Raw genomic sequence first — 26,910 nt, 5'->3', positions numbered from 1 at the left:
GTAATACTGATTTAAATTCATATTTTTGAGGTTAAATACCTATAATTTATTTTGGATAATCGAATCATCACCATTTTAAAAAAACACAATATAGATTCCCTTTTCTTTATTGATGTTGGCGCCAAAGACAAGCTTGATTTTTTGGAAGACTTGTCGACAATAACCAATATCGTAGGCTTCGAACCCAATCCAATCGAATTGGAAATACTTAAAGAAAAATACATTCAACATAATTTTAAGTCATTAGCTTTAATTGGTAATTGTTTGTCGGATTACGAAGGCGAAGTTTCCTTTAATGTCACAAAGCACAGCTCTATGAGCAGTCTGCTTGAAACAGATTTGGGCAACTATCAAAAGCATTTTGGTTTATATAAAAACTTTGACAATTGGAAATCAAACATTGCCATTGAAAATGTAATTAAGACTTCGGCGGTTACACTGGATAATTTCATAAAAGACAAAAATGAGACAATTGATTACTTAAAAATTGACACTCAAGGTTCAGAATTGAAAATTTTGCATGGTGCAGCAAAGCTGCTCAACGAAAAACGAATAAATATTCTAAAAGTTGAAGTGTCAACCATTGCGGTTTATCAAAATCAGGTATTGTTTTCGGATATCGACATCTATTTAAGGGATAAAGGTTATGTACTGGTTGATTTTATTACTTACAGAGAAAATTATACTCCGGTTTTGGCTAATAGTCATGATAAAAATTGTCATTATGCACCTTGCGGCGATGCTATTTATGTTTTGGATTCTGAATTTTTAAGCAATGAAAACAAAATAAAATCAGGCTTTCTCTTGCTTTGGTTAGGTTATTATAGTTTGGGTTCTTATTTACTCAATACTTCCGGTCTATCAATAGAAGAACAAAAGGTTTTTACGAATCACAATTTTATTTCTTTTAGAAAAAAAATTAAACAACTCATCATCAATCTGTGTCCGCCAATGGTGTTGCAATGGTTTAAAAAACGTTAAGTTGGTTCATATTGGTTTTGATTCAGATGGGTTAAAAAATGGATGTGATACAAATTGGCCGTATTTTCATTTACAACAATCGTGTTGATGGTTTTCCCAAAGAGCAACATATGGCTTCCTAAATTCAGCGTTTTTAAAATTTCGATTTCGTCATATTGTATGACCGATTCGGGAATCGGGAATTGATATAAATTGGTTTCCAAAATTGAAAAAGGCAAGGCGTCAATACCTTGCGGATTTCCGGAATGATGCTTGGCCAATTGATAAATTTCTTCCTTTAAAGAAGAAGGAAATTCAGCGGCAACGATTTTCTTTTCTTCTATAATTTTGTCGAGCGTATTGTTGGTATGCCGTAATCCAAAAACAAAATGATTCGTTCCCGGAATATTGCCAACCAAATCCATTGGGAAAATATTGAAATAATCGTCTTTTTTAAAGGAAACCAACCGCACTTTTCGCGGAAAACTAAAAGCTGCCGTAAGGTTTTTAAATAAGTTGAACGATAGCTTTGGCTTTTTATAATAGAGTCCATAAATCAGTTTTGTTTTAAACGGACTTATATAAAACAATTCACTTTCTTCAACGGTAAACAAAAGCAAAATGCCTTCTTTTTCAGTAATGATTTCGGTTAGATTTAATTCTACAATCGCCAGTGTTTTATTTTGGCCCGACTTGAAATACAATTTTCCCTTGTTTTTTTTATCAAAATTTGGCGCGCTTTCAAACCAAATTCCAAAAACCATTGGTTCTAATGACAGCAGCCAATGCTTTTGGGAAACATCGGTTTGTTTTTCGTCAACTTCAAAGAATACATTTTCTTTTATCTCATTTTCAGTAATAGAGACAGCTGGATATTCTTTAAAGAAAGCATTTCCAAAGAGTAATATGTTCAACAGTTTTTTCATTTTTTTGTCAAATGGATTAATGAAAAACCTTCTTCTTTTAATAACTCACAACTTTGGAATTTAAAATAATCTACAGCCCCTTTTCGAATTGATTTCACCGAATGAAGATAAACCAATTGTTTTTCACCCTGAAAGGCCACTTTTATCCTCATAGGTTTTGTTCCGTTTAGCGATTTTAGAGCTCCGAAAAAATTCATTTGCATTCTTTTTTTCAGATTATAATGTAAAACCAGCAACACAATTTCAGCCTTGTCTGCCGTTACCAAAGTCAATTTCTTAAAGAATAAATCAAGATCTAAAATACAGTTCAGCACAGCGAAATTAGCTATTACACCATTGGCTTTCTCCTGAAACGGAAGCGCATCAGCCCAACTTGTAAAATCGGTTTGACTGTTTTCTAAAAACACAATTCCGGCTTCCGGGAATTTGTCCATCGCCATCTTTCTCATACCGGCTGAAGGTTCGCAGAAAATCACTTTGTAATGATGTTCCAACAACCATTTTAAATCTTCACCCGTTCCTCCACCAAAATCTAAAACAGTGCCTTCTTTCAAAAAGGAAGTTAATTTCTCTGCCACTTTTTTACGCAGAAAATCCTCTTGAGTATTATAACTCAGCATGGCATCATAATCCGCTGCTATTTTATCATAATAGCGGCTATTTTGTTTGCTGATATGTTTTTGATTCGGCTTCATTTGGCGTTACGCTTTTTGAGTTTGATGTGAAAAATGGGTTAGATATTGATAGGCTGTAAAGAGATGCGCTATAGCCGAACCCATCAAAGCACCTTTTAATCCATAACCAAGATAAAGCAAAAGAATAGAAGCGAAACTATTAATTACGATGGCTATGATTCCGGTTTTTAGAATAAAACCCTGTTTATTTTCTTTATACAAAATCAATATTTTAACCGTGTATAAATAGGGCGGAAAAGTGATTAAAAATCCCAATAAATAGTAGTGGTAATCAAGGCTGATGTTATAAACATAGTGCATGATCAAAAACAAAACCGCCAAACAAAAGCACACCACCAAAGGCGAGATGATAGCAATAAACCGTTGAAAAACACTCACTGAACTCTTTTGCAATCGATAGATATTCTTCATATAAGGAAAAATTAAAAAGGTTCCCAAAGCATGAATCAAAATGAAAAAAGTGGTGATGATTTGGTAAATCGCAACGTTCTGATCAGATTCGAAAAAAGTGATAATTACAAAATCCATTCGCGATTGAAGAAATCCGACCAAGCCCAGTAAAAAGAAGGAAACTGCGGTGACCAAATATTTTTTGTCTATGCCAAAATGAATTTTTTTTAATTCCGGAGTATACATAATGACGTAGAAAACAGCTCGCACCAATTGGTAATAAGCATAATATTCGATAAGCTTGTCACTATTGACTTCATTATAAAAAAGCAACAAAACCAGTCCCGAAAACGACAGTATTTCCAGGAGAATTGATTTTGCATAATCTCTTTTATAAATCCAAAAAACCTCAAGCGATTGTGAAATGTAAACGCTGATTATCCAAAGGGCAAAAAACCAGAAACAGCTGATTGGAAAAACAAACAAAGCCGCTACAACGGCAAGGACTAACAATGGCAAGCGCGAATTGAAAACCAGATAGAAATTCTCGATTATTTTGTTTGGCGCTTTGCTGAATTCCCGAATTAAAAATTCCTTATTTCCCCAGCTGATGACTGTAATTATGATATTGACATAAATAAAATAGGCCGCAAATTCTCCCCATAATTCTTTTGAATCCCATTTGAATATAATGACTGACAGGATCAGGGTTAGCACCTGACCCAATACTTGCTTGAGGATGTTGACCAAAACAAGTTTTATCCTGTCGAATGTCTTTTTTAGATTCATTTCAATTCCATTTTTCTTAAGGTATAAAACCCAATGCCTCTACCATAATCTGAAAGATATAACACTGTTTTATTGTCAATTAAAATGGGTTTCAACTTATGGTTTTTGTCAAACGTAAGTTGATTGCTATTTAGTTCTATAGCTTTGCAGGATTTATTTTCAAACGGAATCACCGCTTGGTTTTCACCTTTCTCATTCCAATAAAAATAAGTCAGTTGGTTGTCTTTTATTTTGTAATCGTAAATCAATATTGGTCCGTTTTTAAGGAGAATAGTCGATGTAACGGTTTCATTCTTTTTGAAAATCAACACCAAAATCATTGACATCAAAGAAAAAACAGTCACTATTTTCCAATTGATTTTTTGCTGAAATTCAAACAAAAACAAGACAAACAGCAACAAAAGCAAGAACAATCTTAGATATGATAAAGGAAACGCTTTCTCAATAAAAAGTGATAAAGAAAGATTGCTGATTAAAAATAAGACGATAAACAGGGTGATTTTTTTGACGTTTGAAATGTCGCTTTTTAGCAATGCCAGAAATGGGAATATCAGCAAAATAATTGTATAAGTACTTCCGTATGGCGAAAGTAAAATCATTGCCAAAATCCAATAGGAAAAAGCAAATAACGCATTTGAAGTTTTTTTGGAAATAAAATAACCAATACCTAAAATTCCTATTTTGAAAGCCAGCATCACTGCAGAAAATAAAACAGGATAATTAAAAATGGATTGCGAATTATCCGTTGCATCAAACACCAAAAGTTCTTTCAGGAACATAAAAACCGACTGATAATTGGGCACAAAAGCCGTAGCAATCTCTCCGTTGGAAGCTTTAGGCAACACTTCTTTGAGATAAAAAATCCAAATATCAGCTCCGGTAAAGAGTAACGAAATTCCAAAAAGTAAAATGCAGGAAACCGCTAAATAGAGCAAGGCTTTCCATTGTTTTTTAAACACAAAAAGAACAAAAAGTAATACTGGAAAAACCTTGAGTAAAATTGCCAAACTCCAAAAGAATGCCATCGATTTCCAACGCTCTTTTTCATACGAAAGCCAACCTTCGGCCAACAGGAAAAACAGCAAAAAGTAGACTTGTCCAAACAGCAAATTGTTTTTTATCGGAACCAAAAATAAGATAGGAATCAGCAAGGCATATTTCAGATTGATTTTATAATGCGAAAACAATCTGTAAATGCTGAATACAAACAAACTTATCGAAATACAATTGAAAACTAACTTTGCAATCAGAACTGAAATAAAAGAAAAGGGCGAAAAAAAGAATGCCAAAAAAGGCGTATTCGGCGCATAACTGGCAAAAATATTATGATGTCCTAAATCGGAAATGGCTTTGTTGAATTCGTATGGAAAATAAACAGCGGAAGTAAAATGTCCTTCACCCAAAAACTTTCCGCCAAAGTAATAATTGCTAAAATCGTGAATTGGAAATTCCAAAGATTTATATCCATAAAAAACACAAAGCAAAAGCAGAGGAAGCAAAGGATAATATTTCAGAATGCTTTTTTTCATAAATTCTTAAAAATGGAGAACGAACCCAATTTAATTTTCTGTAAAAAATAAGAAGCGGAAACCCTTAAAACACCAAAACCATAAGTTATGCTTCTCCTAAAATTAATAGAACTGGCTTCCTCAAAATAATTAGCCGGGCAGGATATCTCACCAATTTTCGCATTCAAAAAGCAACATTGTGCAATGATTTCATTGTCAAAAACAAAATCATCCGAGTTGTTTTCGAAGTCAATTTTTTGTAACAATTGCGCGACGAAACAGCGATAACCCGTATGATATTCAGATAGTTTTTGATTCATCAAAACATTCTGAATGAAAGTCAAAATCCTATTCGAAATATATTTATACAAAGGCATTCCGCCTTTCAGCGCACCTTTGCTTAAAATTCTGGAACCCAAAACGACATCGTACAAATCGTTTGCAACCAACGAACACATCGCCGGAATAAGCTTTGGTGTATATTGATAATCCGGATGAAGCATTACGATAATATCGGCATTGAGTTCAAACGCTTTTTGGTAACACGATTTCTGATTCGCGCCATAGCCTTTGTTTTTATCATGGGCAATGATGTTTTTGATGCCGATTTTTTTCGCAACTTCTATCGTTTCATCATTACTAAAATCATCGGTTAAAATCACATCATCAACAACATCAAACGGAATTTCTTCAAAGGTTTTTTGAAGTGTTTTCCCAGCGTTGTAAGCCGGTAGAACAACGATTATTTTTTTTTTGTTAATCATTTAAATGGTTGACTTCGATTGCCGATTCTTCTCTAACGTGACTCGAAACAGATAATCCCTGAAATGGTGCTAAAACTTCAACATCTTCCCTATTGTATAAAGTTCCCAAAAACGGAAACTCAGCATACACATGCGTTGGCAATCCGGAAAGCAAATTTTGAACTTGTACTACGGATAAATTCCATTCTAAACTCAACCGCTCTGCCGATGGTTCCATAAATGAAATATAGAGCAACTCGGTTAAGGTGTGTTGCTGAGTTTGTGAGAAATCAACACCGTTGGTTAAGGCTAATTTTTGATTCCGATGGTTTTCACGGTAACCCAATAATGTAGCTCCCAAATCGGCAGCACTCAAAAATCCAGCATAATCATTGTTTGGATAAAATAACGGCTGAATGGTTGACTCATGACACCACATGCATTTGGCTGGTTTTCCGGCATTGGAATGACTAGCGTCGGCATTATTTTTTCTATTGCCTTCAATGTCAAAAATGCCAAACCGCAACTGACCATTTGGCAATAATTCGACGGTTTCATATTCATAAATCTCGCCCGTAACCGGATCAACTTCTTCGGAAAGAAACACTTGATTGAAACCATTTTGCTCCGAAAACTGAATGATGCGGTGTTCCAATGAAACGCCCGAATTGTTAACATAGCCTTTTTGAGGTAAAAGCGTGTATTGATTTATAACTTCCGTAAGTGTTTTTGGTGTTCCAATGATTTTGTAATAATGCTCGGAAGCGCCGATCAACTGCGTGACAAATCTTCCTAAATCAACCGCATTATTGGCTTGATATTCGGGAGTGGCTTTTATTTTTTCAGCTAATCTTAAAAGATTTTGTTGTGCAATTTCGTTAAAACCTAATTTCTTAATATTAATTGTAATCGTAGTTTCAGTATTTGAAAATCCACTGTTAGAGCTTGGTAAAGTTGCGCCGACATAAGAAAGTGCCCATTTCAAACCAATCAAGGACTTGTCGATAGTATCATCTGAATAGGCTTTGTTCCATTTGAGATTGATGGTGGTTTTGGTTTCGATTAAATCGGAATAAGAATCTCTTTCACAGGAAACGGATACTATGAAACAGAAAAATAAAAGTATTTTTTTCATGGTTTATTTGTTTAATTTCATTAACCCTGTTGCTAAAATGGATTTGGTTTTTAATTTCAAAGCTTTTAAACTGGTTTTCGAAATGGTTTTATGAAATTCGACTTCATTCACCACTTTGCTTACAGCATATTTGTAATATTTTCGGGAATACGTTCGCTCAAAATCAATGTCGCGGTCAGTGGAAGTTTCCCATTCCGGTTGACTTGTAATTTTAGATTCAATTTCATCATATAACGAAGTTCCTTTAATAGGATACGCCACTGTTATGGTATATAAAGTCGGATTGGCATCCTTTAAATACTGAATCGTTTCTGTAATGTCTTTTTCGGTTTCTCCGGGATAACCAAGCATGATGAATGTTCCGGTTTCAATTCCCATTGCATTCGTATCCTGAATTATTTTCTTCACCTGATTCACATCAACACGTCTGTCCATCGCATCAATGATGGTTTGTGAACCGCTTTCGGCACCAATCCAGATTCTGAAACAACCAACATCTTTTAGTAGTTGCAGAATTTCGTCATTCAAACGTTCGGCTCTTGTAATACATTCAAACGGAATTACAGCATCTTGTTTCAAAACTTCTTCTCTAAAAGAAATCAACCATTTATGGCTTACAGTAAAAACATCATCCACAAACCAAAGCGCATCGGGATGGTATTGTTCTTTCAGTATTTTCATTTCTTCCGCCACTTGATTTGCAGGACGGCGACGATAACTTTGACCGTAAACTGCCGTGCTGCACCATTTGCAGGTATAAGGACAACCACGCTGTGTAGAAATTGTCATCGAACTTTGTCCGTGATTGGTTTTCCAGGTTTCCAGATAGTTGTGCATGTTAATGGCATCTCGATTTGGCAAGGGCAATTCGTCCAGTTCTTTGAACTTGGTTCGTGCTGTAGTTTGTATGATTTGATTGTTTTCCAAAAAAGCAATGCCATTCACTTGATGAAAAGTGGCATTTGTCATAATCGCATTATACAATTCAAACGTAGTTTCTTCTCCTTCGCCAATGACTAAAAAATCAGCACCGGCTTTTAAATAGTTGGCAATATTGTATGTAACATCCGGTCCGCCAAGAATGATTTTCGGAAAACCAAAAGCTTCACTTTTCAGGATTTTAATCAGTTTAATGACTTCAATTTTAGTCATCAGATTGGTGTAAATGCAAATGACTTTTGGACTTTTTTCAGCTATAAATTCGAGTTGTTCTTTTTGGGAAGAAAATGTCGTGTCAAAAACATCATTCGCAATATTCTTGCTTTTCAAATAGCCCGAAACATAAAGCAACCCTAACGGTGGATAGGGTTTCATTATCTTTTGCTCCTTTGGATCATCCGATAAATAATAGGCATGTGTAAAAAGCAAACTCATCTTTTTTGCAATATTATGATGTAATGATCGGCATATTTTGAAAGGAATTGCCAGTTTTTAATTCGGTTTTCAAATGAATTTAAAAACCCTAACAATCCTTTTTTGTTTTTGAAAAATGGCTCCAAATACGATGGCGGCACAAAAAAGCCAATCGGCTTTGTTGCTACAATTTCAAAATTAGCTTCCGCTAAATTTACAATATCTTTTGGGTTGTAGTAATACGTTGCTACTTTTTCTCCGTCAACATCGGCTAAAACGAATTCTTTTTTTCGTCTGAATATTGATGAAAATCGGGCTTTCGCCAAAAAGTAAAATTGCTCCCAAAGTGTATTCTTCGGCATAATTACCAAAGCCAATTTCCCTTTTTCAGAAAGTATCGAATCGCCATTCACAAAGAACTTTTCCAATTCCGATTTCGACAAACAATTCAAACCACCAAAATTGGAAAAAATCAAATCGAATTTTTCGCTTTCAAAAATTGAAGCAATTGAATTTATATCGGCTGTTTTGAAGTTGAGGTTTGCTTTACTTTTAGCGACTTCAATCATTTTTGGTGAAATATCCGTAGCCGTTACATTGTAATTTTGTTTGGCAAACCAAATCGCATCTTCGCCGGTTCCGCAATTGATCTCTAAAACATTTTGAATTGAATCTAACTGTTTTGAAAGCTGTTTGTAAACTGAGTTTCGCTGCAGTTTTCCAATTTCTGAATTGGTAAATGTGGAGTCATAATTTACAGCGACTTTGTCAAAACTAGCTTCCATGTTGTTGCATTTTTTTTAGCGAAAGTGTATCCAAAAACGCACTCGGAATATAATAACCCAATTTTGCAATCGATTTTATTTTGGCAACAGAAACACTAGAAGGTTCAGAGAATAACAGTTTTAAATTTTCAAATCCTTGCAGTTTTCTGAATTCTTTATGCACAAAGCGTTGCAGTTTTCGGTAGTAATTGGAATTATACGTGCCATGAAACATCATCTCAAAATCATCCGAATCGGTCCAATTTGATTTCAGTTTTAAATCATCTTTGACTTTCTCATAAAATTTGGTTCCGGGCAACGGATAGGAAACAGAAATTCCGATGTTATCCGGCTTTAATTCTTTGACCATTGCAATCGTTTTGGCAATGTCTTCCTGATTTTCGTCTAAATAACCAAACTGCAAAAAGAAGGCAACCTTGATTTTTTTAGCTTTTAGAATAGCTGTTGCCTGATAAATCTGTTCCACAGTTGTGCCTTTATCCATCGCATCCAGAATTTTTTGCGAGGCACTTTCGGCACCTACCCAAACTTCTTCCAAACCCGATTCAGCCAGGCAATCAATTGTATCTTCTTTCAATAATAAATCAACGCGACTTTGGATATAATAGCTGATTTTTAGATTTTGTTCTTTCAATTTGGCGTTGAATTCCTGCACCCAATTCGGCTTTAAGCCAAAAATATCATCACACATCCAAAAACGAGTCACTCCAAAATTGGCTTTCAAAAAAGCAATTTCATTAACAATATATTCGGGCGAATGAGCGTTGTAACGATTGCCATAAATGGGTTTGGCGCACCAATTACATTTATACGGACAACCTCGAGTGGTGGCAATATTTAATGTGAATTCCTGTCCGCTTTGTTTCCAGACTTTTCGATAGCTTTCTATGTCTACTAAATCCCAAGCGGGCAAAGGGAATTCGTCTAAAACTTGTTGCACTTCTCTTTTTTTATTGACCTGAATAGCATTATTTTTTTGGAAAACTATTCCTTGTAGATCATCAAAGCTCTTGTTTTCTTCAATTGATTTTAGAAGCTCCAAAAGTGTGACTTCGCCTTCGCCCTGCAAAATAAAATCAGCGCCTTTTTCAATATATTTTTGATAATGATCGGTAGCATCTGAACTGCAGACAATGACGGTGCAATTGTGGTTTTTGCCATATCGTATCATTTCAAAACAAGCTTCACGCATATTGGTGAGACACATTTTGGTGAGATAATTAAATCCATCGTCAAAAATTACAAGATAATTTGGTTTTGTTTGGTGTAAAATAGGTTGGATTGATTTTGGAGAATCCAATAAATTAGTGTCAAAAAGGGAAACTTCAAAACCGTTTTTTTGCAATAAAGAAGCCGCATACAAAGTTCCCAAAGGAGGAAAAGGAGTTTTGTTTTTCCATTGTTTTGGGTCAAGTTTGTAATAATAGGAATGCGAAAAAAGGATTTTAGACATGCTCTCTTTGTAAAACTACATTATACTTTGACTGAACTTCTTCGAGTTTTGTATTCAAAGATAAGATAACTTTTTTTTGAAAGTTTGATGGATGGTGTTTTGAAACAGATTTGGTTGTTTTGAGCGCAATTTTGAAATCTTCTTCATTCATGTAATGAAATTTAGACTTCCATTTTTTTAAGGTTATTACTTTGAATGCGGAATCAGTTATAGTTCCAAATTTAGTGTCAAAAGCGAATTCAATTAAACGGGAAAGACTAGTTTTTTTTGTGTTTTGAATCGTTTCAATTTGCGGTTCAAACTTCGAAAAATAATCATTTACCCATTTGTTGCTTTGATAAAATTGCTCGAAAACAGTTTTGCCATGTATCGGAATCAAAGTTTTTAATTCGGTAGCCGTAAACCTATTCTTTTCCTGAATTTCCATTTGATTGGATGAGACAAAGTAATTTACACAAAAATATTTTCGGGAATTAAGCAGAAATATCTTTTTGTAAAGCATTAATAAGGTTCTACATATCCATAATTTATTGGGTTTAGTAATGACAAAAAAATCAATATCACTTTCATTATCATAATAGTCTTTTGACAACGAACCCGATATTCCAACGGCTTCAACATATGGAAATTTGGCAATCAATTTTGCTCTTTGATTAGCTTTTGTAAGTGCTTTCTTGGCGTGTAAATTCCCTCTCAGTCTTTTGATGACCGAATCTAAATCGCTGCCATAAACATAAAACTCATCCACTTTGATAAGAATTTTTTCATCCATCAAGTGTTGTAATTCTTTTTCTGTTTCTGAGATATTTACATAGTTAGTGTAACTATGTATTTCTTCAATTTTAAGAGGATATCTAAAAATAGAAAAATACAAAATCGTCTTTAGTGTTTCCAAAGTCATAGCATTTTTACATTTTAAAAGTAGTAAAAATTTAGATGCAAAAATTTAAATAACAGCTATGTTTACCCTTTGTTTACCTAAACGGGTTAGTGTGCCTCAAGCCAATCTTTTCCTAAACCAAGTTCTACATCGAGAGGAACAGCCATTTTGAAGGCATTTTCCATTTCGTGTTTAATCATCGGCTGGATTTTTTCTAATTCAGATTGATGCACATCAAAAACAAGTTCATCATGAACTTGAAGAAGCATTTTTGATCTCCAGTTTTCCGAAGACAGTTTTTTGTAAATATTAATCATCGCAATTTTGATAATATCAGCAGCGCTTCCCTGAATTGGAGCATTTACAGCATTTCGTTCTGCAGCACCACGAACAATAGCGTTTGCTGAATTAATATCTTTTAAATAACGACGTCTTCCTAGAACCGTTTGCACATAACCATTCTGACGGGCAAAATCGACTTGCTCAGACATATAGGATTTTAATTTTGGATAGGTTTTGTAATACGCATCGATCAAAGCGGCACTTTCAGAACGCGATAATGAAGTCTGATTGCTCAATCCAAAAGCAGAAACACCATAAATGATTCCGAAGTTTACCGTTTTGGCATTGCTTCGTTGTTCTTTGGTAACTTCTTCCAGCGGGACATTAAATACTTTTGCGGCCGTACTTTTATGAATATCTTCATTGTTCTGAAACGCCTTAATCATATTTTCTTCGCCCGATAAAGCAGCAATAATTCGAAGTTCTATTTGCGAATAATCGGCAGAAAGTAAGGTGTAATTTTCGTCTCGCGCAATAAATGCTTTTCTGATTAGTCTACCGCGTTCGGTACGAATCGGAATGTTTTGCAGATTTGGATTATTAGAACTCAAACGACCTGTTGCTGCAACGGTTTGCATATAATCGGTGTGAACGCGTTTGGTTTTGGCATCGACCTGAGTTGGTAACGCTTCGATATAAGTGCTTTGTAATTTCACCATTTGACGCCAGTCGAGTATGTCTTTTACAATTGGATTATCGTTCGCCAAATATGACAATACTTCTTCGCCTGTGGCATATTGCCCGGTTTTGGTTTTCTTTTGTTTTGCTCCACCAATTTTTAGTTTATCGAAAAGAATATCGCCGAGTTGTTTTGGGGAAGCCAAATTGAACTTTTCGCCTGCCGCTTCGTATATTTTTTGTTCGAATTCGTTGATTTCTTTTTGCATGTCAACCGACATTGATTTTAAATAATTGATATCAAGATTGATGCCTTCCATTTCCATAGCGGCAAGAACCGGAATCAATGGAATTTCGATTTCTTCGAACAACTTTTTGGTTTCAGCTTTGTCTAAAATTGGGCTGAAAACTTCTTTCAGTTGTAGCGTAATATCAGCATCTTCGGCGGCGTATTCTTTGATGTCTTCCAAAGGCACGTCGCGCATTGACAATTGGTTTTTACCTTTTTTGCCAATTAATGTTTCAATTGATTTTGGCGAATATTTCAAATACGTTTCCGATAAAACATCCATATTGTGACGCATATCCGGATTAATCAGATAATGCGCAATCATTGTATCGAATAATTTTCCTTTGATCTGGATTCCGTATTTGGACAAGACTTTCAAATCGTATTTAACGTTTTGTCCAATCTTTTCGATGGATTCGCTTTCAAAAAATGGTTTGAATTTTTCTGCCAAAGCTTGAGCTTCCTCTTGGTTTTCGGGAAACGGAACGTAAAATGCTTTTCCTTTTTCAAACGAAAATGACATTCCAACTAGCTCAGCATTTAATGCGTCAATTCCCGTAGTTTCGGTATCAAAACACACCGACGTTTGATTCATCAGGTTTTGCAGGAATAATTTTGTTCCTAATTCTCCCTGAACAACTTGGTATAAATGTTCAGTAGTTTCCAGTGTTGCATAATAAGAATGTGGTTTTGGTTCGTCGCTTTCATCATCTGAAAAGCCAAACAAATCGAATTGGTTTTCATTTTTTGGAGCTGCTTTTTTGGCTGCTTTTGGAGTTTCATTTGATGTTTCTGTACCATTTCCATTAGTTTCAATTTCATCAAATTCTTTTCCGGTTCCAAACCATTTATCAAATTGTGCTTTCATTTGACGGAATTCTAATTCCATGAACAATGCGTCTGTTTTTTCCACATCGGGTTTGGATACTTCAAAATCAGCAGCATCAAAAGTTACCGGGCAATCCAATAGAATTCGGGCTAATTTTTTGGATAAAATTCCGAGTTCGGCATTGGCTTCGATTTTGTCTTTCATCGCGCCTTTTAGCTTATCGGTATTTGCCAAAAGATTTTCCATCGAACCAAATTCTTTCAATAATTTCTTCGCTGTAACTTCACCAACGCCGGGCAATCCGGGAATATTATCGGCAGCATCGCCCATCATTCCGAGGAAATCAATCACCTGATCCGGATGTTCGATTTCGAATTTGGCTAAGACTTCGGGAATTCCCCAAATTTCGATATCGTTCCCCATTCGGGCTGGTTTGTACATAAAAATATTTTCGGAAACCAATTGCGCAAAATCCTTATCGGGCGTAACCATAAAAACCTGAAAGTTTTCTTTTTCAGCTTGTTTTGCCAAAGTTCCAATCAAATCATCCGCTTCGTAACCCGGTTTTTCAATAATTGGAATATGCATCGCTTTCAATAATTCCTGAATATAGGGAACAGCAATTTTTATGGCTTCGGGCGTTTCATCGCGATGCGCTTTGTATTCCTTATACATTTCATAACGATAGTCGCTTCCGCCTTTATCAAAAGCAACGGCCAAATGATCCGGTTTTTCACGCTTGATAACATCCATTAAGGCATTCATAAATCCCATAATGGCGGATGTATCCATTCCTTTTGAATTGATACGTGGATTTTTTATAAAGGCATAATACCCGCGAAAAATTAAGGCGTAAGCATCGAGAAGGAAAAGGCGTTTTTGTGACATAATTTAAATAGGATTAGAATCTGAAAGAATTCAGATTGAGGTGTAAAAATAGCTAAAGTTTCAAAAATGACCGATTGTTTTTCAACAGAAATTAAATCAATGTTAAAAATGATTTAATAACTTCAAATTGCATTAACTTTCTTTGTTAATTTGTTAAAAATTTTAAAATGGGTCTTCGCTTGATATTTCTTTTCGTAATCATTTTCATAGTCGAACTTTACGCTTTTCAAGCTATAAAAACAGTTACAAAGTCTAAATGGATTTTGATTACTTATGCTGTTATTTCGGTTGCGGCGATTGTATTTATTACCTATGAGATGATGAAGTTTGACAGAAGCGTTGGGCAAACCAAAATGACTTTGATTACTTTAGGATTACTGCTTTTGGTTTTGCTTCCTAAAATAGTATTGACATTTGTAATGCTTTTGGAAGATGTTTTCCGATTTTTAATGGGAACAGTTACTCATTTTATGGGACACAATTCGGACAGTTTTCTACCCGAAAGAAGAAAGTTTGTCAGTCAGGTAGCACTCGGATTAGCGGCGGTTCCGTTTCTTTCTTTGGTTTACGGAATGGCGATTGGAAAATACAATTACAAAGTATTTCGACAAACCTTATTTTTTCCGGATTTACCCGATGCCTTTGACGGCTTTAAAGTCACTCAAATCTCGGACATTCACAGCGGAAGTTTTGACAACGAAGAAAAAATACGCTATGCAATTGATTTAATCAACGAGCAAGAATCTGATTTGTTATTGTTTACTGGAGATATAGTTAATGCCAAAGCTGATGAAATGCATCCGTGGATTGCCATTTTTAATGGAATAAAAAAACACGAATACGGGAAATATTCCATTTTGGGAAACCATGATTATGGAGCTTATTTAGATTGGAAATCGGAAAAAGCAAAAGCCGATAATTTTGAAGCCATCAAAGATTTACACCGTCAAATCGATTTTAAATTGATGATGAATGAGCATGTAAAAATCAAAAAAGGGAATGATGAAATTGCCTTGATTGGCGTAGAAAACTGGGGAAAACACTTTGGCGAATTTGGCGACATTAATAAAGCTTCGGAAAACTTAACCGCTGAAGATTTTAAAATCCTGATGAGTCACGACCCAAGCCATTGGGAATATATTGTGAAAGAACATCCAAAAAACATTCAGCTAACACTTTCGGGACACACACACGGAATGCAATTTGGCATCGAAGTTCCGGGTTATTTTAAATGGAGTTTGGCGCAATACATGTACAAACAATGGGCAGGATTGTATGAAGAATTTGGAAGATATGTGTATGTAAATCGCGGTTTCGGATTTCATGCCTATCCCGGACGAGTTGGTATTATGCCCGAAATAACGGTTTTTGAACTAAAAAAAGGGGAAAAAGTAGCATAATTAGTTAAAAATGCTACATTTGTGCTTTAGTATTTCTTTTAATCAAAAAAAAGAATTAAAATTATTTTGGTTTTATGTCAAAATTTGGAGAATTAATCAATGCTCAAGTACCTGTGTTAATCGACTTTTACACAGAGTGGAATGAATCTTCGGTTTCTATGCATCCTGTTATCAGAGATGTAGCAGCTGCGCTTGGTGATAGAGCAAAAGTGATAAAAATTGATGTAGATAAAAATCAGGAATTGGCCGATGCACTTCGCATCAAAGGATTGCCAACCCTTATGATTTACAAAGAAGGACAAATGGTTTGGAGACAATCAGGAGAATTGGATGCCAACACTATTATTGGACTTGTTCAGGAACAGCTTTAATCAATTTTCGCACAAACAAATCCTTTCTCTTTTAGGAATTCTAAAGTCTTAGGCAAAACATATCTTAGGTTTTGTTCAGCTTTTACACTGTCGTGAAAAACGATAACACTTCCGCTTTCTACATTTTTTAAAACATTATCCAGGCATTCTTCCGGAGTAATAGTTAGGTCGAAATCGCAACTCAACACATTCCACATTATTATTTTGTAACCCATTCGCCGTAAAATACTTGATTGCGAAGGTTTGATTTTTCCATATGGAGGTCTAAATAACTCAAAAACATTATCCTTATCCCTGTCACCCTGAGCCTGTCGAAGGGCTTTTCCCTTTTCCCTCATAACTAACGAACACTTTCTCGTATTTTCAACATATTCTTCAGTATCAGTTTCCCAACCTTTTAAGTGATTAAAAGTGTGGTTGCCAATTGCGTGTTCTTGTGAAATTATTTTTTGAAAAATTTCCGGATGCTTTTCAATGTTATTTCCGATGCAGAAGAAAGTGGCTTTTGCATCGCATTTTTTTAGCTGTTCCAATGTCCATTCGGTAATTTCAGGCGTTGGTCCATCATCAAAAGTCAGGTACACTTTGTTTTCATGATTAGGAATTTCCCAAACATAATTTGGAAAAATCCTTTTGATAAAATAATTTGTTTTCACCCAGAAACTCATACGTTAAATATAAAAAAAATGTGCCAATAAGAAATTTTCAAATTGACACATCTTCAAATTTTTAAATCGATTTACTCCAAATCTCTTCCGAAACGGGTAAATCTTTGTACAAAGGAATTAAAGATTGGTTTGTTTTTATTGTAAAATTCTAAATCACCACGTTCTTTCATCACAAGTAACAAACTTCTGTAACGTTCAATATCCGTGATGATATCAGAGGCAATTCCGTTTTGAATTGATGGCTGAATATTGGAATAATAGGTTAGATTTTGTTTGTATTTCGTCATTAAACGTTCTAATAACTCACGGGCTTTTGCTTTTTCACCAAGTTCATAATAACCACTGGCAAATGGTTCCACCATAGTGTAGTAACCGTAATAGTCCATTGGCATTTTGGTTAAGGCTAAATTGATAACTTTTTTGGCTTTGGCGGTTTTGCCTTCGTTGATTAATTGTTGTGTCAATCTTGCCATATTTGTTCTGTACGAAATACTGTTTTTACGAGTTTCCGGATCGTGATAGATTGATGTAGATTCTCCGTTGCCCCAGTCCCATTTCATAACTAAATCATACATTTTGTCGCTATCAATTCCACCCATATCGTATGGATTTTCTTTATCGATAGGTGTTTTAATCGGCACTAATTTATAAACCAATCCATCAAGCTGAAGATAGTCTTTCATCCAAAGATAATCGTCATCACCAAAGCTTCCGCCGGTAAAATATATTGGGCGTTTCCAATCGTTGTTTGCTAATACATCAAAAGCCATCAAACGGTTTTTGTACATTGCACTTCCTTTGATATCTACATCGATGTATGGAACAATAGAATCATAATACTTAGGATTAACCACCTTGTTTTTGATGATGTTATTTTTATCAATAGGAATTCTGATTTTATTGGTTGGATAAAAATGTATCGTTTGTCCGTTTGACATTTCAACCGTAGATTGTGGGTTTCTGATAAAATCAATCCAAGCTTTTAAATTCCAACGAGCATCCGTTTTTGGAATATGAGCCACATAATCTAATTTATCTCCAACATACTCGCTATGCTTGAAAGATATTGGTAAACCGTCAGCATTATACGTTTTGAATTTCATTTGGTCAATATACCAATCGGTCATAAACAGCTGCGTATTCACGATTTTAATATCGGTTCTTATGCCTTCAATTTCCTGTGCATACCAAAGTGGGAAAGTATCGTTATCGCCAATGGTGTAAAGGATTGCATTCTGGTCGCAGGATTCCAGATAATTTTTTGCCATAGCAATGGCCGTATATTTTTTAGCGCGATTATGATCATCCCAGTTTTGAGAAGCCATTAAAATTGGTGCTGCTAAAAGACATGCTCCAATTACGATTGGACCTACTAATTTTGATTTTAATTTTTCGGCTATCATTTCATAAATGGCGTAAACTCCAAAGCCAAGCCAAATGGCAAAGACATAGAATGAACCTACTAAGGCATAATCGCGTTCACGAGGTTCAAATGGTCTTTCGTTTAAGAATATTTTTAGCGCAATACTAGTGAATAAGAATAAAGCCAGTAAGACATAAAAACTTTTTAAATCTCTTTGGGCATGATACATCAATCCGATTAAACCAATTAAGAATGGTAAGAAGTAATAAAGATTTCTTCCTTTATTGTTTTTAACATCATCGGGCAGATTTTCCTGTGATCCTTTACCAAGATGAATTTCGTCTATAAACTTAATTCCGCTTAACCAATTGCCGTCAAGATTGTCGTATTTCCCTTGGATGTCGTTTTGTCTTCCAACAAAATTCCACAGTAAATACCTGCCATACATATAGCCAAATTGGTATTCAATCATGAAACTTAAATTGTCCCAGGTTGATGGTTTTTCTACAACTATATAGTCACTGTATTTTTTTAGGAATGAAACATAATCCTCGTTGTCAATTTTTTTCTGAGCGTAAGCCGATTTAAATTCAGCAATAGTTTTACTCATCTCGTCTTTTAACTGACCAACTGCCATGGCAACCTGCTCTTCGCTTAAGCTATCAATGTCAACGCCGTATTGTGCTAAATCTTCTTCGTAAGGATAATTTTGATTTAGTTCTACTTTTGGAACTCCGGTAAACTGAATGTAATTATCAATATGTTCAGTGCTCCAAAGCCTTGGAAGAATTGCTTTTTGTGCATTGTCACTGTTTTGTTCTGCATTTTTGTAGTTGTTTACAATGACATATTTCCCGGTTCTATAATCTCTTTCATAGTTGGGAGCTTTGTCTAAATAGGGTTCATCTTTATCTAAACCGGCAAAAGTATCAGTGTATTGTGGTCCGTAAAACAATGGGTTTACACCATATTGTTCCCGGTTATAATACGCTAAAACTTCGGCAGCATCTGATGGTTTATTTTCATTGATAACTACATTGGCATTGGCACGAATCGGCAACATCATCCAAACCGAAAAACCGATTAGCACAAAAAGAATACATAATAAGCCGGTGTTATAAAAAGGATGTCCTTTTTCTCGAGTGTATTTTAATCCAAAATAAAAGAACGCAACAATCAATAAAAGCGCGAATATGGTTCCGGAATTGAATGGCAATCCAAAGCTGTTAACCATAAAGATTTCCATTTTACCAAAGAAGGCTAAGGTATATGGCAATAATAATTTGAAAATGAACAACAAAATCGCAACGATAACAATATTTGCAATGATAAAATTCTTGATGGTAATGGTTTTGAAATTTTTAAAGTAATACAAAAACCCAATGGCCGGAATTGTCAACAATGCCATAAAGTGAACTCCAAATGAAAGGCCAATCAACAATGAAATCAACAGCAGCCAGCGATTACCTCTTGGTGTTTGCATGTCTTGTTCCCAACGCAATCCGAGCCAAAATAGTAAGGCAATGAATAACGAAGCCATAGCATATACTTCGGCTTCAACTGCGCTTGACCAAAAGCTGTCAGAAAATGTAAAGGCTAATGAACCAACCAGCGAACTTCCTAAAATAACAATTGCTTTGCTTCTGTCAATTTCGGTGTATTGAGAAACTATTTTTTTTAATAAAATAGTTGATGACCAAAACATAAACAAAATAGTAAAGGCACTTGAAAACACCGACAGCATATTTACCATTAGGGCAATGGTTTCTTTACTTGTGGCAAACATGGCAAAGAAAGCTCCCAGAATTTGGAACAATGGCGCTCCTGGTGGATGACCAACTTCTAATTTTGCGGCTGTTGAAATATATTCTCCACAATCCCAAAAGCTCATGGTAGGTTCAACGGTTAGCGAGTAAGTAATTAAGGCAATTGTAAATGTTGTCCATCCTAAAATGGTATTCCACTTATTGAAGTTAAAGTTCATCATAAAGCTATGAAATGAAGGTTTTTATTTAATGTACAAAGAAACTATTTTTTTTAACGCAAGGAAACGCTCCTTAACAAAATTTTCTCAAATCCGATAACGGTTTAATTCCAAGTTTATTGTGATACAAATTGGATTGATTTTAGGGTTAGTTTTTATTTTTTATAGTTATTTATTTGTGTAAAATAAAATTTGTACTAAATTTGCACTCGCGTAAAGCAAAACTGGTCTATGGTGTAATGGTAACACTACGGTTTTTGGTGCCGTCTTTCTAGGTTCGAGTCCTAGTAGACCAACGATAAATCCCGCTTCGGCGGGATTTTTGTTTTTTAACATTGGACAAGAAGTTTATCCCAAATTTATTTTGGGAAGGCCTAGTAGATCAACAAAAAATCCTCTCAAGTTGAGAGGATTTTTTGATTTTATGGTTTTGGAAATATAATTATATTTTGAAAGTAACCACAGGGCGCAATGCGTGGTTTACCAAATCTTCACTGATGCTTCCATTAAAAAAGTGTGAAATTCCTTTTCTGCCGTGAGTACTTACTCCAATTAAGTCAGCATCAATATGGTCGGCAAAATGTAAAATTCCGCTTTCGACATTCACATCATTATAAATATTAATAGAATATTTATTTACAGTAAAATTAGAAACAAAATTTTTCATTATTTCATTGGCAACATGAGTCGGTTTAAAAGTACTTGGTGTATTAATCATGGCTAACTCTAATTCTGCGTCAAATTTGTTGGCAAACTCAACTACCTTGGCAAAAGGTTTTTTTATTTCGTCTGAGAAATCAGAAGCAAAAACAAATTTATCTACATTAAATTCTCCAACATCTTTTTTAATGATTAATACAGGAGCTGCCGAATGACGAACTACTTTCTCAGCATTAGAACCAATAAACATTTCCTTAAATCCGCTTGCTCCGTGTGAGCCCATCACAATTAAGTCGATATCATTTTTCTCACTAACCTTAAGTATTCCATCAAATGCCAATTCAAACTGAATAATTTCAGAAACCTTTAATCCTTCTAAACATTCATCATCCATCAAATCTTCCAGCCTTTTAATCGCAGCGTTTTTGAAAAGCATTATTTCGGGTAAATCATGACCACTTCCAATAGCATCACCAGCTTGGTGTGGTAATTCTAACATATGTAGTAATATAATTTCACCGCCATTTTTTTTAGCAATTTGTGAAGCAACTTTTAAAGCATAATAGGCATGATCTGAGAAGTCTGTAGGAACTAAAATTTTTTTCATAATAAAAAAGTAAATTTTGGATTGTATTAAATAACACAATAAAGGTATTATTTTTTTTTTGATACGGCAACATTTTTTGATTTATAAAAAAATAACTATATTTGCCCCGTTATTTACCATTTAAACTAAATAATGAGGGAAGCATTGCTTCCCTCTTTTTATACAATTATGGCATTTAGAGACAAAGTTTTAGCATTATTGGAAGAAGCGTTAAAGGAAAAACCTTCTTTGTTTTTGGTAGATTTAACGGTTTCGGAAACATTTAAAGTAATAGTAACTTTAGATGGAGATAATGGTGTAAATTTGCAGGATTGTATTGATGTAAGTCGGGCAATTGATAATAATTTAGACCGCGAAGAACAGGATTACGCATTAGAAGTAGCTTCGGCAGGAGTTTCGACACCACTAAAAATGGTTAGACAATATCGCAAAAATATTGGAAGAATTTTAAAAGTAAAAACAGCCACCGAAACTATAGAAGCGTTATTAGAGCAGGTTTCCGACGAAAACATTACGCTTTCCTGGACGGCAAGAGAACCAAAGAAAATTGGAAAAGGAAAAGAAACAGTTGAACACAAACGCGAGATTCCTTATTCAGACATAAAAGAAGCAATTGTTACAATAATATTTAATTAAATTAGGCATGGAGAATATTGCATTAATCGAATCATTTTCAGAATTTAAAGACGATAAGCTTATTGACAGAGTGACGCTTATGGCAATTTTGGAAGATGTATTTAGAAACGCATTGAAAAAGAAATACGGTTCTGATGATAATTTTGACATTATTATCAATCCTGATAAAGGAGATATGGAAATCTGGAGAAGAAGAGTTATCGTTGCTGATGATGATTTAGATTTGGAAAATGAGGAAATTACCTTAACAGAAGCAAGAAAAATTGAAGCCGATTTTGAAATTGGAGAAGAAGTTTCTGAAGAAGTAAAATTAATCGATTTAGGAAGAAGAGCTATTTTAGCTTTGCGTCAAAACCTGATTTCAAAAATACACGAGCACGATAACACGAATCTTTACAAACAATTTAAAGATTTAATTGGTGAAATTTATACCGCCGAGGTACATCACGTTCGTCCAAGAGTTGTGATTTTGATTGATGACGAAGGGAATGAAATCGTTTTGCCAAAAGAAAAACAAATCCCATCTGACTTTTTCCGTAAAGGAGATAACGTTCGCGGAATCATTGAAAGCGTTGAATTGAAAGGGAATAAACCTCAAATCATAATGTCGAGAACGGCAGATAAATTCCTGGAAAAATTATTCGAACAAGAAATTCCGGAAGTTTTTGATGGTTTGATTATGATTAAAAACGTAGTGAGAATCCCAGGCGAAAAAGCAAAAGTAGCTGTTGATTCTTATGATGACAGAATTGATCCTGTTGGAGCTTGTGTTGGTATGAAAGGTTCTAGAATTCACGGAATTGTTCGCGAATTAGGGAACGAAAATATCGACGTAATCAATTACACAACTAATTTGCAATTGTATATCACAAGAGCATTAAGCCCGGCAAAAGTATCTTCGGTTAAAATTGACGAAGAGAAAAAAAGAGCTGAGGTTTTCTTAAAGTTAGAAGAAGTTTCAAAAGCGATTGGTCGTGGTGGACACAACATTAAATTGGCAGGACTTTTAACAGGTTACGAATTAGACGTAATCAGAGAAGGTGCTGCTATCGAAGAAGATGATGTTGAATTAACAGAGTTCTCAGACGAAATCGATGGTTGGGTAATCGACGAATTTGCAAAAATCGGATTGGATACGGCAAGAAGTGTTTTGAATCAGGATGTTGCCGATTTAGTAAGAAGAACCGATTTGGAAGAAGAAACCATTTTAGAAGTAATAAGAATATTGAAAGAAGAGTTTCAGGACTAATCTTTTAACGCAAAATAGATAACATTAATAAGATTTTATGTCTGAAGGAAATATTAGAATTAATAAAGTTTTAAGGGAATTAAATATTTCTTTGGAAAGAGCTGTGGATTATCTTAAGGATAAAGGAATTGTCATCGAGGCAAATCCAAACACAAAAGTTTCCGATGATGTATATGCTATTCTTTGCGGACAGTTTGCCGGTGACAAAGGGAATAAAGAAGCTTCGAAAGGGATAAGTGAAGAAATCAGAAAAGAAAAAGAAGCACTTCGAATAGAAAGAGAAAAAGAAATCGAAGACAAACGCAAGCAAGACGAAGAACGTCAGCATCAACAAGAGTTGATTAAAGCGAAAGCAACGATTACTGCTCCAAAGCAAGTTGGTAAAATTGATTTAGAACCTAAAGCTCCGGCTCAACCTACAAAACCGGTTCAGGAAACGAAACCTGTTGTTGAAACAAAAGAAGTTGCTGCTAAAAAAGAAGAGACAACGGTTGCTGCTCCAAAAGAAGAAAAAGTAGTTGCGCCAGTTGCTGAAGAACCAATTGATGATACGCATACAACACAATATCAAAATCTTACCGGACCAATACTAACAGGTCAAAAAATAGATTTAGCACAATTCAACAAGCCTAAAAAGAAAAAAGAGGAGTTTAAAAAAGATGCCAACAAACCTGCAACTCCAGCAGACGGAACAAATGCAGCGGCAAATAATAACAACGCCAACAAGAATAAAAGAAAAAGAATTCCCGGCAAACCTGAACAAGGAAAACCAGTCGTTGGTGGTGGTGGCGGAAGCAATGCTTTTGGACCTAACAAACAAGGCGGCGCAAAACCAGGCGGTGGATTTCAAAAAGGAAATCGTCCTGCGATAGTTCAAAAAGTTGAGCCAACGGAAGAAGAAGTTAAAAATCAAATCAAAGAAACTTTAGAGCGTTTACAAGGAAAAGGAAACAAATCTAAAGCAGCAAAATACAGAAGAGACAAACGTGATTCTCACCGTCAACGAAGTGAAGATGAAATGCTGGCTCTTGAAGAAGGAAGCAAAACAATCAAAGTAACCGAATTCGTTACGGTTGGTGAAGTAGCAACGATGATGGATGTGCCTATTACAAAAGTAATCGGTACCTGTATGTCACTTGGAATCATGGTAACTATGAACCAAAGATTAGATGCTGAAACCTTATCAATCGTTGCTGATGAGTTTGGTTTTGAAGTTGAATTCATTACAACAGATTTAGAAGATGCTATTGAAGTTGTTGAAGATAAAGAAGAAGATTTAGTAACACGTGCACCAATCGTAACCGTAATGGGTCACGTAGATCACGGTAAAACTTCCTTGCTGGATTATATTCGTAAAGAAAATGTAATCGCCGGAGAATCAGGAGGAATTACACAACACATAGGTGCTTATGCCGTTACACTTGAAGGCGGACAAAAAATAACTTTCCTTGATACACCGGGTCACGAAGCGTTTACTGCAATGCGTGCCCGTGGAGCTCAGGTTACCGATATTGCGATTATTGTGGTTGCTGCCGATGACGACATCATGCCGCAAACCAAAGAAGCTATTAGTCACGCGCAAGCTGCTAATGTTCCGATGATATTTGCAATTAATAAAATTGATAAGCAAGGCGCAAATCCTGAAAAAATTAAGGAGAAATTAGCCGCTATGAATTTATTAGTAGAAGATTGGGGTGGAAAATACCAATCGCACGATATCTCTGCTAAAAAGGGAACAGGCGTAAAAGAATTGTTAGAAAAAGTATTGCTTGAAGCTGAAATTTTAGACTTAAAAGCAAACCCAAATAAACTTGCTGTCGGAACAGTTGTGGAAGCACAGTTAGACAAAGGAAGAGGTTATGTATCAACAATCTTGGTACAATCAGGAACTTTGAAAGTTGGGGATTATGTATTGGCAGGAAAAAATCACGGAAAAGTGAAAGCCATGCATGATGAAAGAGGACATACAGTTATGACTGCTGGACCATCAACACCAATATCTATTTTAGGTTTGGATGGTGCGTCAACTGCCGGAGATAAATTTAACGTGTTTGAAGACGAAAGAGAAGCAAAACAAATTGCGGCAAAACGTACACAGTTATTGCGTGAACAATCGGTTAGAACACAACGTCATATTACCTTGGCGGAAATTGGTCGTCGTATAGCATTAGGACAGTTTAAAGAATTGAACATTATCCTTAAAGGTGACGTGGATGGTTCTGTGGAAGCGTTATCGAGTGAGTTTTCTAAATTATCAACCGAAGAAATTCAAATTAATATCATTCATAAAGGTGTTGGTGCGATAACAGAAACTGATGTAATGTTGGCTTCTGCATCTGATGCTATTATCATTGGATTTAATGTTCGTCCTGCCGGAAATGCACGTCAGATAGCGCAAAAAGAAGAAATCGATATCAGAAGTTATTCTATTATCTACGATGCTATCAACGACTTGAAAGACGCGATGGAAGGAATGCTTTCTCCGGAAATGAAGGAAGAAGTTACCGGTACAGCAGAAATCAGAGAGATTTTCAAAGTATCTAAAGTGGGAACTATTGCAGGTTGTATGGTTACCGATGGTAAAATCTTTAGAAACTCTAATGTTAGAATTATTCGTGACGGAGTTGTAATCTTTACAGGTGAATTGGCTACGTTGAAACGTTTTAAAGATGATGTAAAAGAAGTTTCTAAAGGGTACGATTGCGGTATGCAAATCAAGAATTACAATGATATTGAACAACTAGATATCATCGAAGCTTTCCAGGAAGTTGAAGTGAAGAAAAAGATCAAGTAATAAATAAAAAAATCCCGAGCAATCGGGATTTTTTTATTTATAGACTTTTGTGACTTTTGAAAAACTTTTGATTATTTGTGGTTAAAATAAAAATCAACCACAAAAGCAACAAACAAAGACAAAGGCACAAAGAAAAATTATTTATTCGGCTTTATCAAAAACGCATTCGGATATTTTTTCTTCAAATCATTGAGGTTTTTTTCAGCTTCAATTCGGGTTTTGTAATTCCCTACCCAAACTTTATATAATGGCGTACTGAAAACAATAGTCGCATCAATATTTTTATTCTCTCTCTTAAAATCAAGCAACGTCTTTTTAGAATTTTCGGTATCACCATTAAAAATCTGAATTTTATAACGGTCATTTATCGTAATAGAGCTGTTTATTTTTCTTTTTTCATTCAAGAGCTGCTCAAACTTTGGGTCTTGACTTACACTTACTTTAGCCTCTTGACTAAAGCTTTTTTGAGACATAATCAACAGAGTAAGTGTAGTGAAAGTGATTTTTATTTCTTTTAAAAAGGTCATAATTGTTTGATTTTTATACAAATGTAAAACTTATAGAATTAAACAAAAGAGAATTCATTATTTAGAAT

General features: G+C 35.0%; 21 protein-coding genes and 1 tRNA gene. 7 read left to right on the top strand and 15 right to left on the bottom strand.

Features of this window, described 5'->3' with window-relative positions; genetic code table 11:
* Positions 1-51: 51 nt before the first annotated feature.
* Positions 52-981, top strand: a complete 930-nt coding sequence (locus L1S35_RS02200) for an FkbM family methyltransferase (RefSeq protein ID WP_236396144.1) — start codon at positions 52-54, stop codon at positions 979-981.
* Here the strand turns inward: L1S35_RS02200 and L1S35_RS02195 are convergent.
* From L1S35_RS02195 to polA, 11 genes are all read right to left on the bottom strand, one after another.
* Positions 978-1,886, bottom strand: a complete 909-nt coding sequence (locus L1S35_RS02195) for a hypothetical protein (protein ID WP_236396143.1) — start codon at positions 1,884-1,886, stop codon at positions 978-980. The two genes, L1S35_RS02200 and L1S35_RS02195, sit on opposite strands and share 4 nt — an antisense overlap.
* Positions 1,883-2,581, bottom strand: a complete 699-nt coding sequence (locus L1S35_RS02190) for a class I SAM-dependent methyltransferase (protein WP_236396142.1) — start codon at positions 2,579-2,581, stop codon at positions 1,883-1,885. The genes L1S35_RS02195 and L1S35_RS02190 overlap by 4 nt, the downstream gene beginning before the upstream one ends.
* A gap of 6 nt (positions 2,582-2,587) precedes the next feature.
* Complete coding sequence (locus tag L1S35_RS02185) at positions 2,588-3,760, bottom strand: polysaccharide biosynthesis protein (RefSeq protein WP_236396141.1); 1,173 nt, start codon at positions 3,758-3,760, stop codon at positions 2,588-2,590.
* Positions 3,757-5,289 carry a glycosyltransferase family 87 protein gene (locus tag L1S35_RS02180; protein WP_236396140.1) on the bottom strand — a complete coding sequence of 511 codons (1,533 nt, stop codon included), beginning with the start codon at positions 5,287-5,289 and terminating at the stop codon, positions 3,757-3,759. Before L1S35_RS02180 ends, L1S35_RS02185 begins: the two co-directional genes overlap by 4 nt.
* The gene (locus tag L1S35_RS02175) at positions 5,286-6,032 is read right to left on the bottom strand and encodes a glycosyltransferase family 2 protein (RefSeq protein WP_236396139.1); all 747 of its coding nucleotides are present in this window, start codon (positions 6,030-6,032) and stop codon (positions 5,286-5,288) included. Before L1S35_RS02175 ends, L1S35_RS02180 begins: the two co-directional genes overlap by 4 nt.
* Entirely contained in the window at positions 6,025-7,146 is a 1,122-nt protein-coding gene (locus tag L1S35_RS02170) for a hypothetical protein (protein ID WP_236396138.1), read from the bottom strand. The genes L1S35_RS02175 and L1S35_RS02170 overlap by 8 nt, the downstream gene beginning before the upstream one ends.
* 3 nt (positions 7,147-7,149) lie before the next feature.
* Positions 7,150-8,520 (bottom strand): B12-binding domain-containing radical SAM protein, encoded by a 1,371-nt coding sequence (locus L1S35_RS02165; RefSeq protein WP_236396137.1) that lies wholly within the window; start codon positions 8,518-8,520, stop codon positions 7,150-7,152.
* Positions 8,517-9,284, bottom strand: coding sequence for a class I SAM-dependent methyltransferase (locus L1S35_RS02160; RefSeq protein ID WP_236396136.1), 768 nt, complete (start codon positions 9,282-9,284; stop codon positions 8,517-8,519). The genes L1S35_RS02165 and L1S35_RS02160 overlap by 4 nt, the downstream gene beginning before the upstream one ends.
* Positions 9,274-10,737 (bottom strand): B12-binding domain-containing radical SAM protein, encoded by a 1,464-nt coding sequence (locus L1S35_RS02155; RefSeq protein WP_236396135.1) that lies wholly within the window; start codon positions 10,735-10,737, stop codon positions 9,274-9,276. The genes L1S35_RS02160 and L1S35_RS02155 overlap by 11 nt, the downstream gene beginning before the upstream one ends.
* Positions 10,730-11,632, bottom strand: coding sequence for a nucleotidyltransferase domain-containing protein (locus L1S35_RS02150; protein WP_236396134.1), 903 nt, complete (start codon positions 11,630-11,632; stop codon positions 10,730-10,732). The genes L1S35_RS02155 and L1S35_RS02150 overlap by 8 nt, the downstream gene beginning before the upstream one ends.
* 92 nt (positions 11,633-11,724) lie before the next feature.
* Positions 11,725-14,586 (bottom strand): DNA polymerase I, encoded by a 2,862-nt coding sequence (gene polA, locus L1S35_RS02145; protein WP_236396483.1) that lies wholly within the window; start codon positions 14,584-14,586, stop codon positions 11,725-11,727.
* Positions 14,587-14,750: 164 nt separating this feature from the next.
* On the opposite strand from polA, the gene L1S35_RS02140 reads away from it, so the two are divergent.
* The gene (locus tag L1S35_RS02140) at positions 14,751-15,983 is read left to right on the top strand and encodes a metallophosphoesterase (protein ID WP_236396133.1); all 1,233 of its coding nucleotides are present in this window, start codon (positions 14,751-14,753) and stop codon (positions 15,981-15,983) included.
* A 74-nt stretch (positions 15,984-16,057) separates the two neighbouring features.
* Entirely contained in the window at positions 16,058-16,354 is a 297-nt protein-coding gene (locus L1S35_RS02135) for a thioredoxin family protein (RefSeq protein ID WP_136150834.1), read from the top strand.
* Here the strand turns inward: L1S35_RS02135 and L1S35_RS02130 are convergent.
* On the bottom strand, positions 16,351-17,022 hold the full coding sequence (locus L1S35_RS02130) for a polysaccharide deacetylase family protein (protein WP_236396132.1): 672 nt from the start codon (positions 17,020-17,022) through the stop codon (positions 16,351-16,353). The genes L1S35_RS02135 and L1S35_RS02130 overlap by 4 nt on opposite strands.
* 71 nt (positions 17,023-17,093) lie before the next feature.
* Positions 17,094-20,372 (bottom strand): glycosyltransferase family 117 protein, encoded by a 3,279-nt coding sequence (locus L1S35_RS02125; RefSeq protein WP_236396131.1) that lies wholly within the window; start codon positions 20,370-20,372, stop codon positions 17,094-17,096.
* A 222-nt stretch (positions 20,373-20,594) separates the two neighbouring features.
* Between L1S35_RS02125 and L1S35_RS02120 the strand changes: the two genes are divergently transcribed.
* Positions 20,595-20,665, top strand: a tRNA-Gln gene (locus L1S35_RS02120).
* A gap of 146 nt (positions 20,666-20,811) precedes the next feature.
* On the opposite strand, the gene L1S35_RS02115 is transcribed toward L1S35_RS02120, so the two are convergent.
* Positions 20,812-21,636: a universal stress protein gene (locus L1S35_RS02115; RefSeq protein ID WP_236396130.1), complete on the bottom strand. Its 825-nt coding sequence runs from the start codon at positions 21,634-21,636 to the stop codon at positions 20,812-20,814.
* 168 nt (positions 21,637-21,804) lie between these two features.
* Between L1S35_RS02115 and rimP the strand changes: the two genes are divergently transcribed.
* From rimP to infB, 3 genes are read left to right on the top strand one after another with little or no spacing between them, the layout of a single operon-like run.
* On the top strand, positions 21,805-22,272 hold the full coding sequence (gene rimP, locus L1S35_RS02110) for a ribosome assembly cofactor RimP (protein ID WP_236396129.1): 468 nt from the start codon (positions 21,805-21,807) through the stop codon (positions 22,270-22,272).
* A gap of 7 nt (positions 22,273-22,279) precedes the next feature.
* Positions 22,280-23,521 carry a transcription termination factor NusA gene (gene nusA, locus L1S35_RS02105; protein ID WP_236396128.1) on the top strand — a complete coding sequence of 414 codons (1,242 nt, stop codon included), beginning with the start codon at positions 22,280-22,282 and terminating at the stop codon, positions 23,519-23,521.
* Between the two features lie 37 nt (positions 23,522-23,558).
* Positions 23,559-26,315, top strand: coding sequence for a translation initiation factor IF-2 (gene infB, locus L1S35_RS02100; RefSeq protein WP_236396126.1), 2,757 nt, complete (start codon positions 23,559-23,561; stop codon positions 26,313-26,315).
* Positions 26,316-26,452: 137 nt separating this feature from the next.
* On the opposite strand, the gene L1S35_RS02095 is transcribed toward infB, so the two are convergent.
* Positions 26,453-26,788, bottom strand: a complete 336-nt coding sequence (locus L1S35_RS02095; protein ID WP_236396481.1) for an SPOR domain-containing protein — start codon at positions 26,786-26,788, stop codon at positions 26,453-26,455.
* Positions 26,789-26,910: the final 122 nt, after the last annotated feature.

This window comes from Flavobacterium anseongense (assembly GCF_021608185.1).
Classification (GTDB): Bacteria; Bacteroidota; Bacteroidia; order Flavobacteriales; family Flavobacteriaceae; genus Flavobacterium; species Flavobacterium anseongense.
This window is presented reverse-complemented; position numbering and strand designations above follow the sequence as displayed.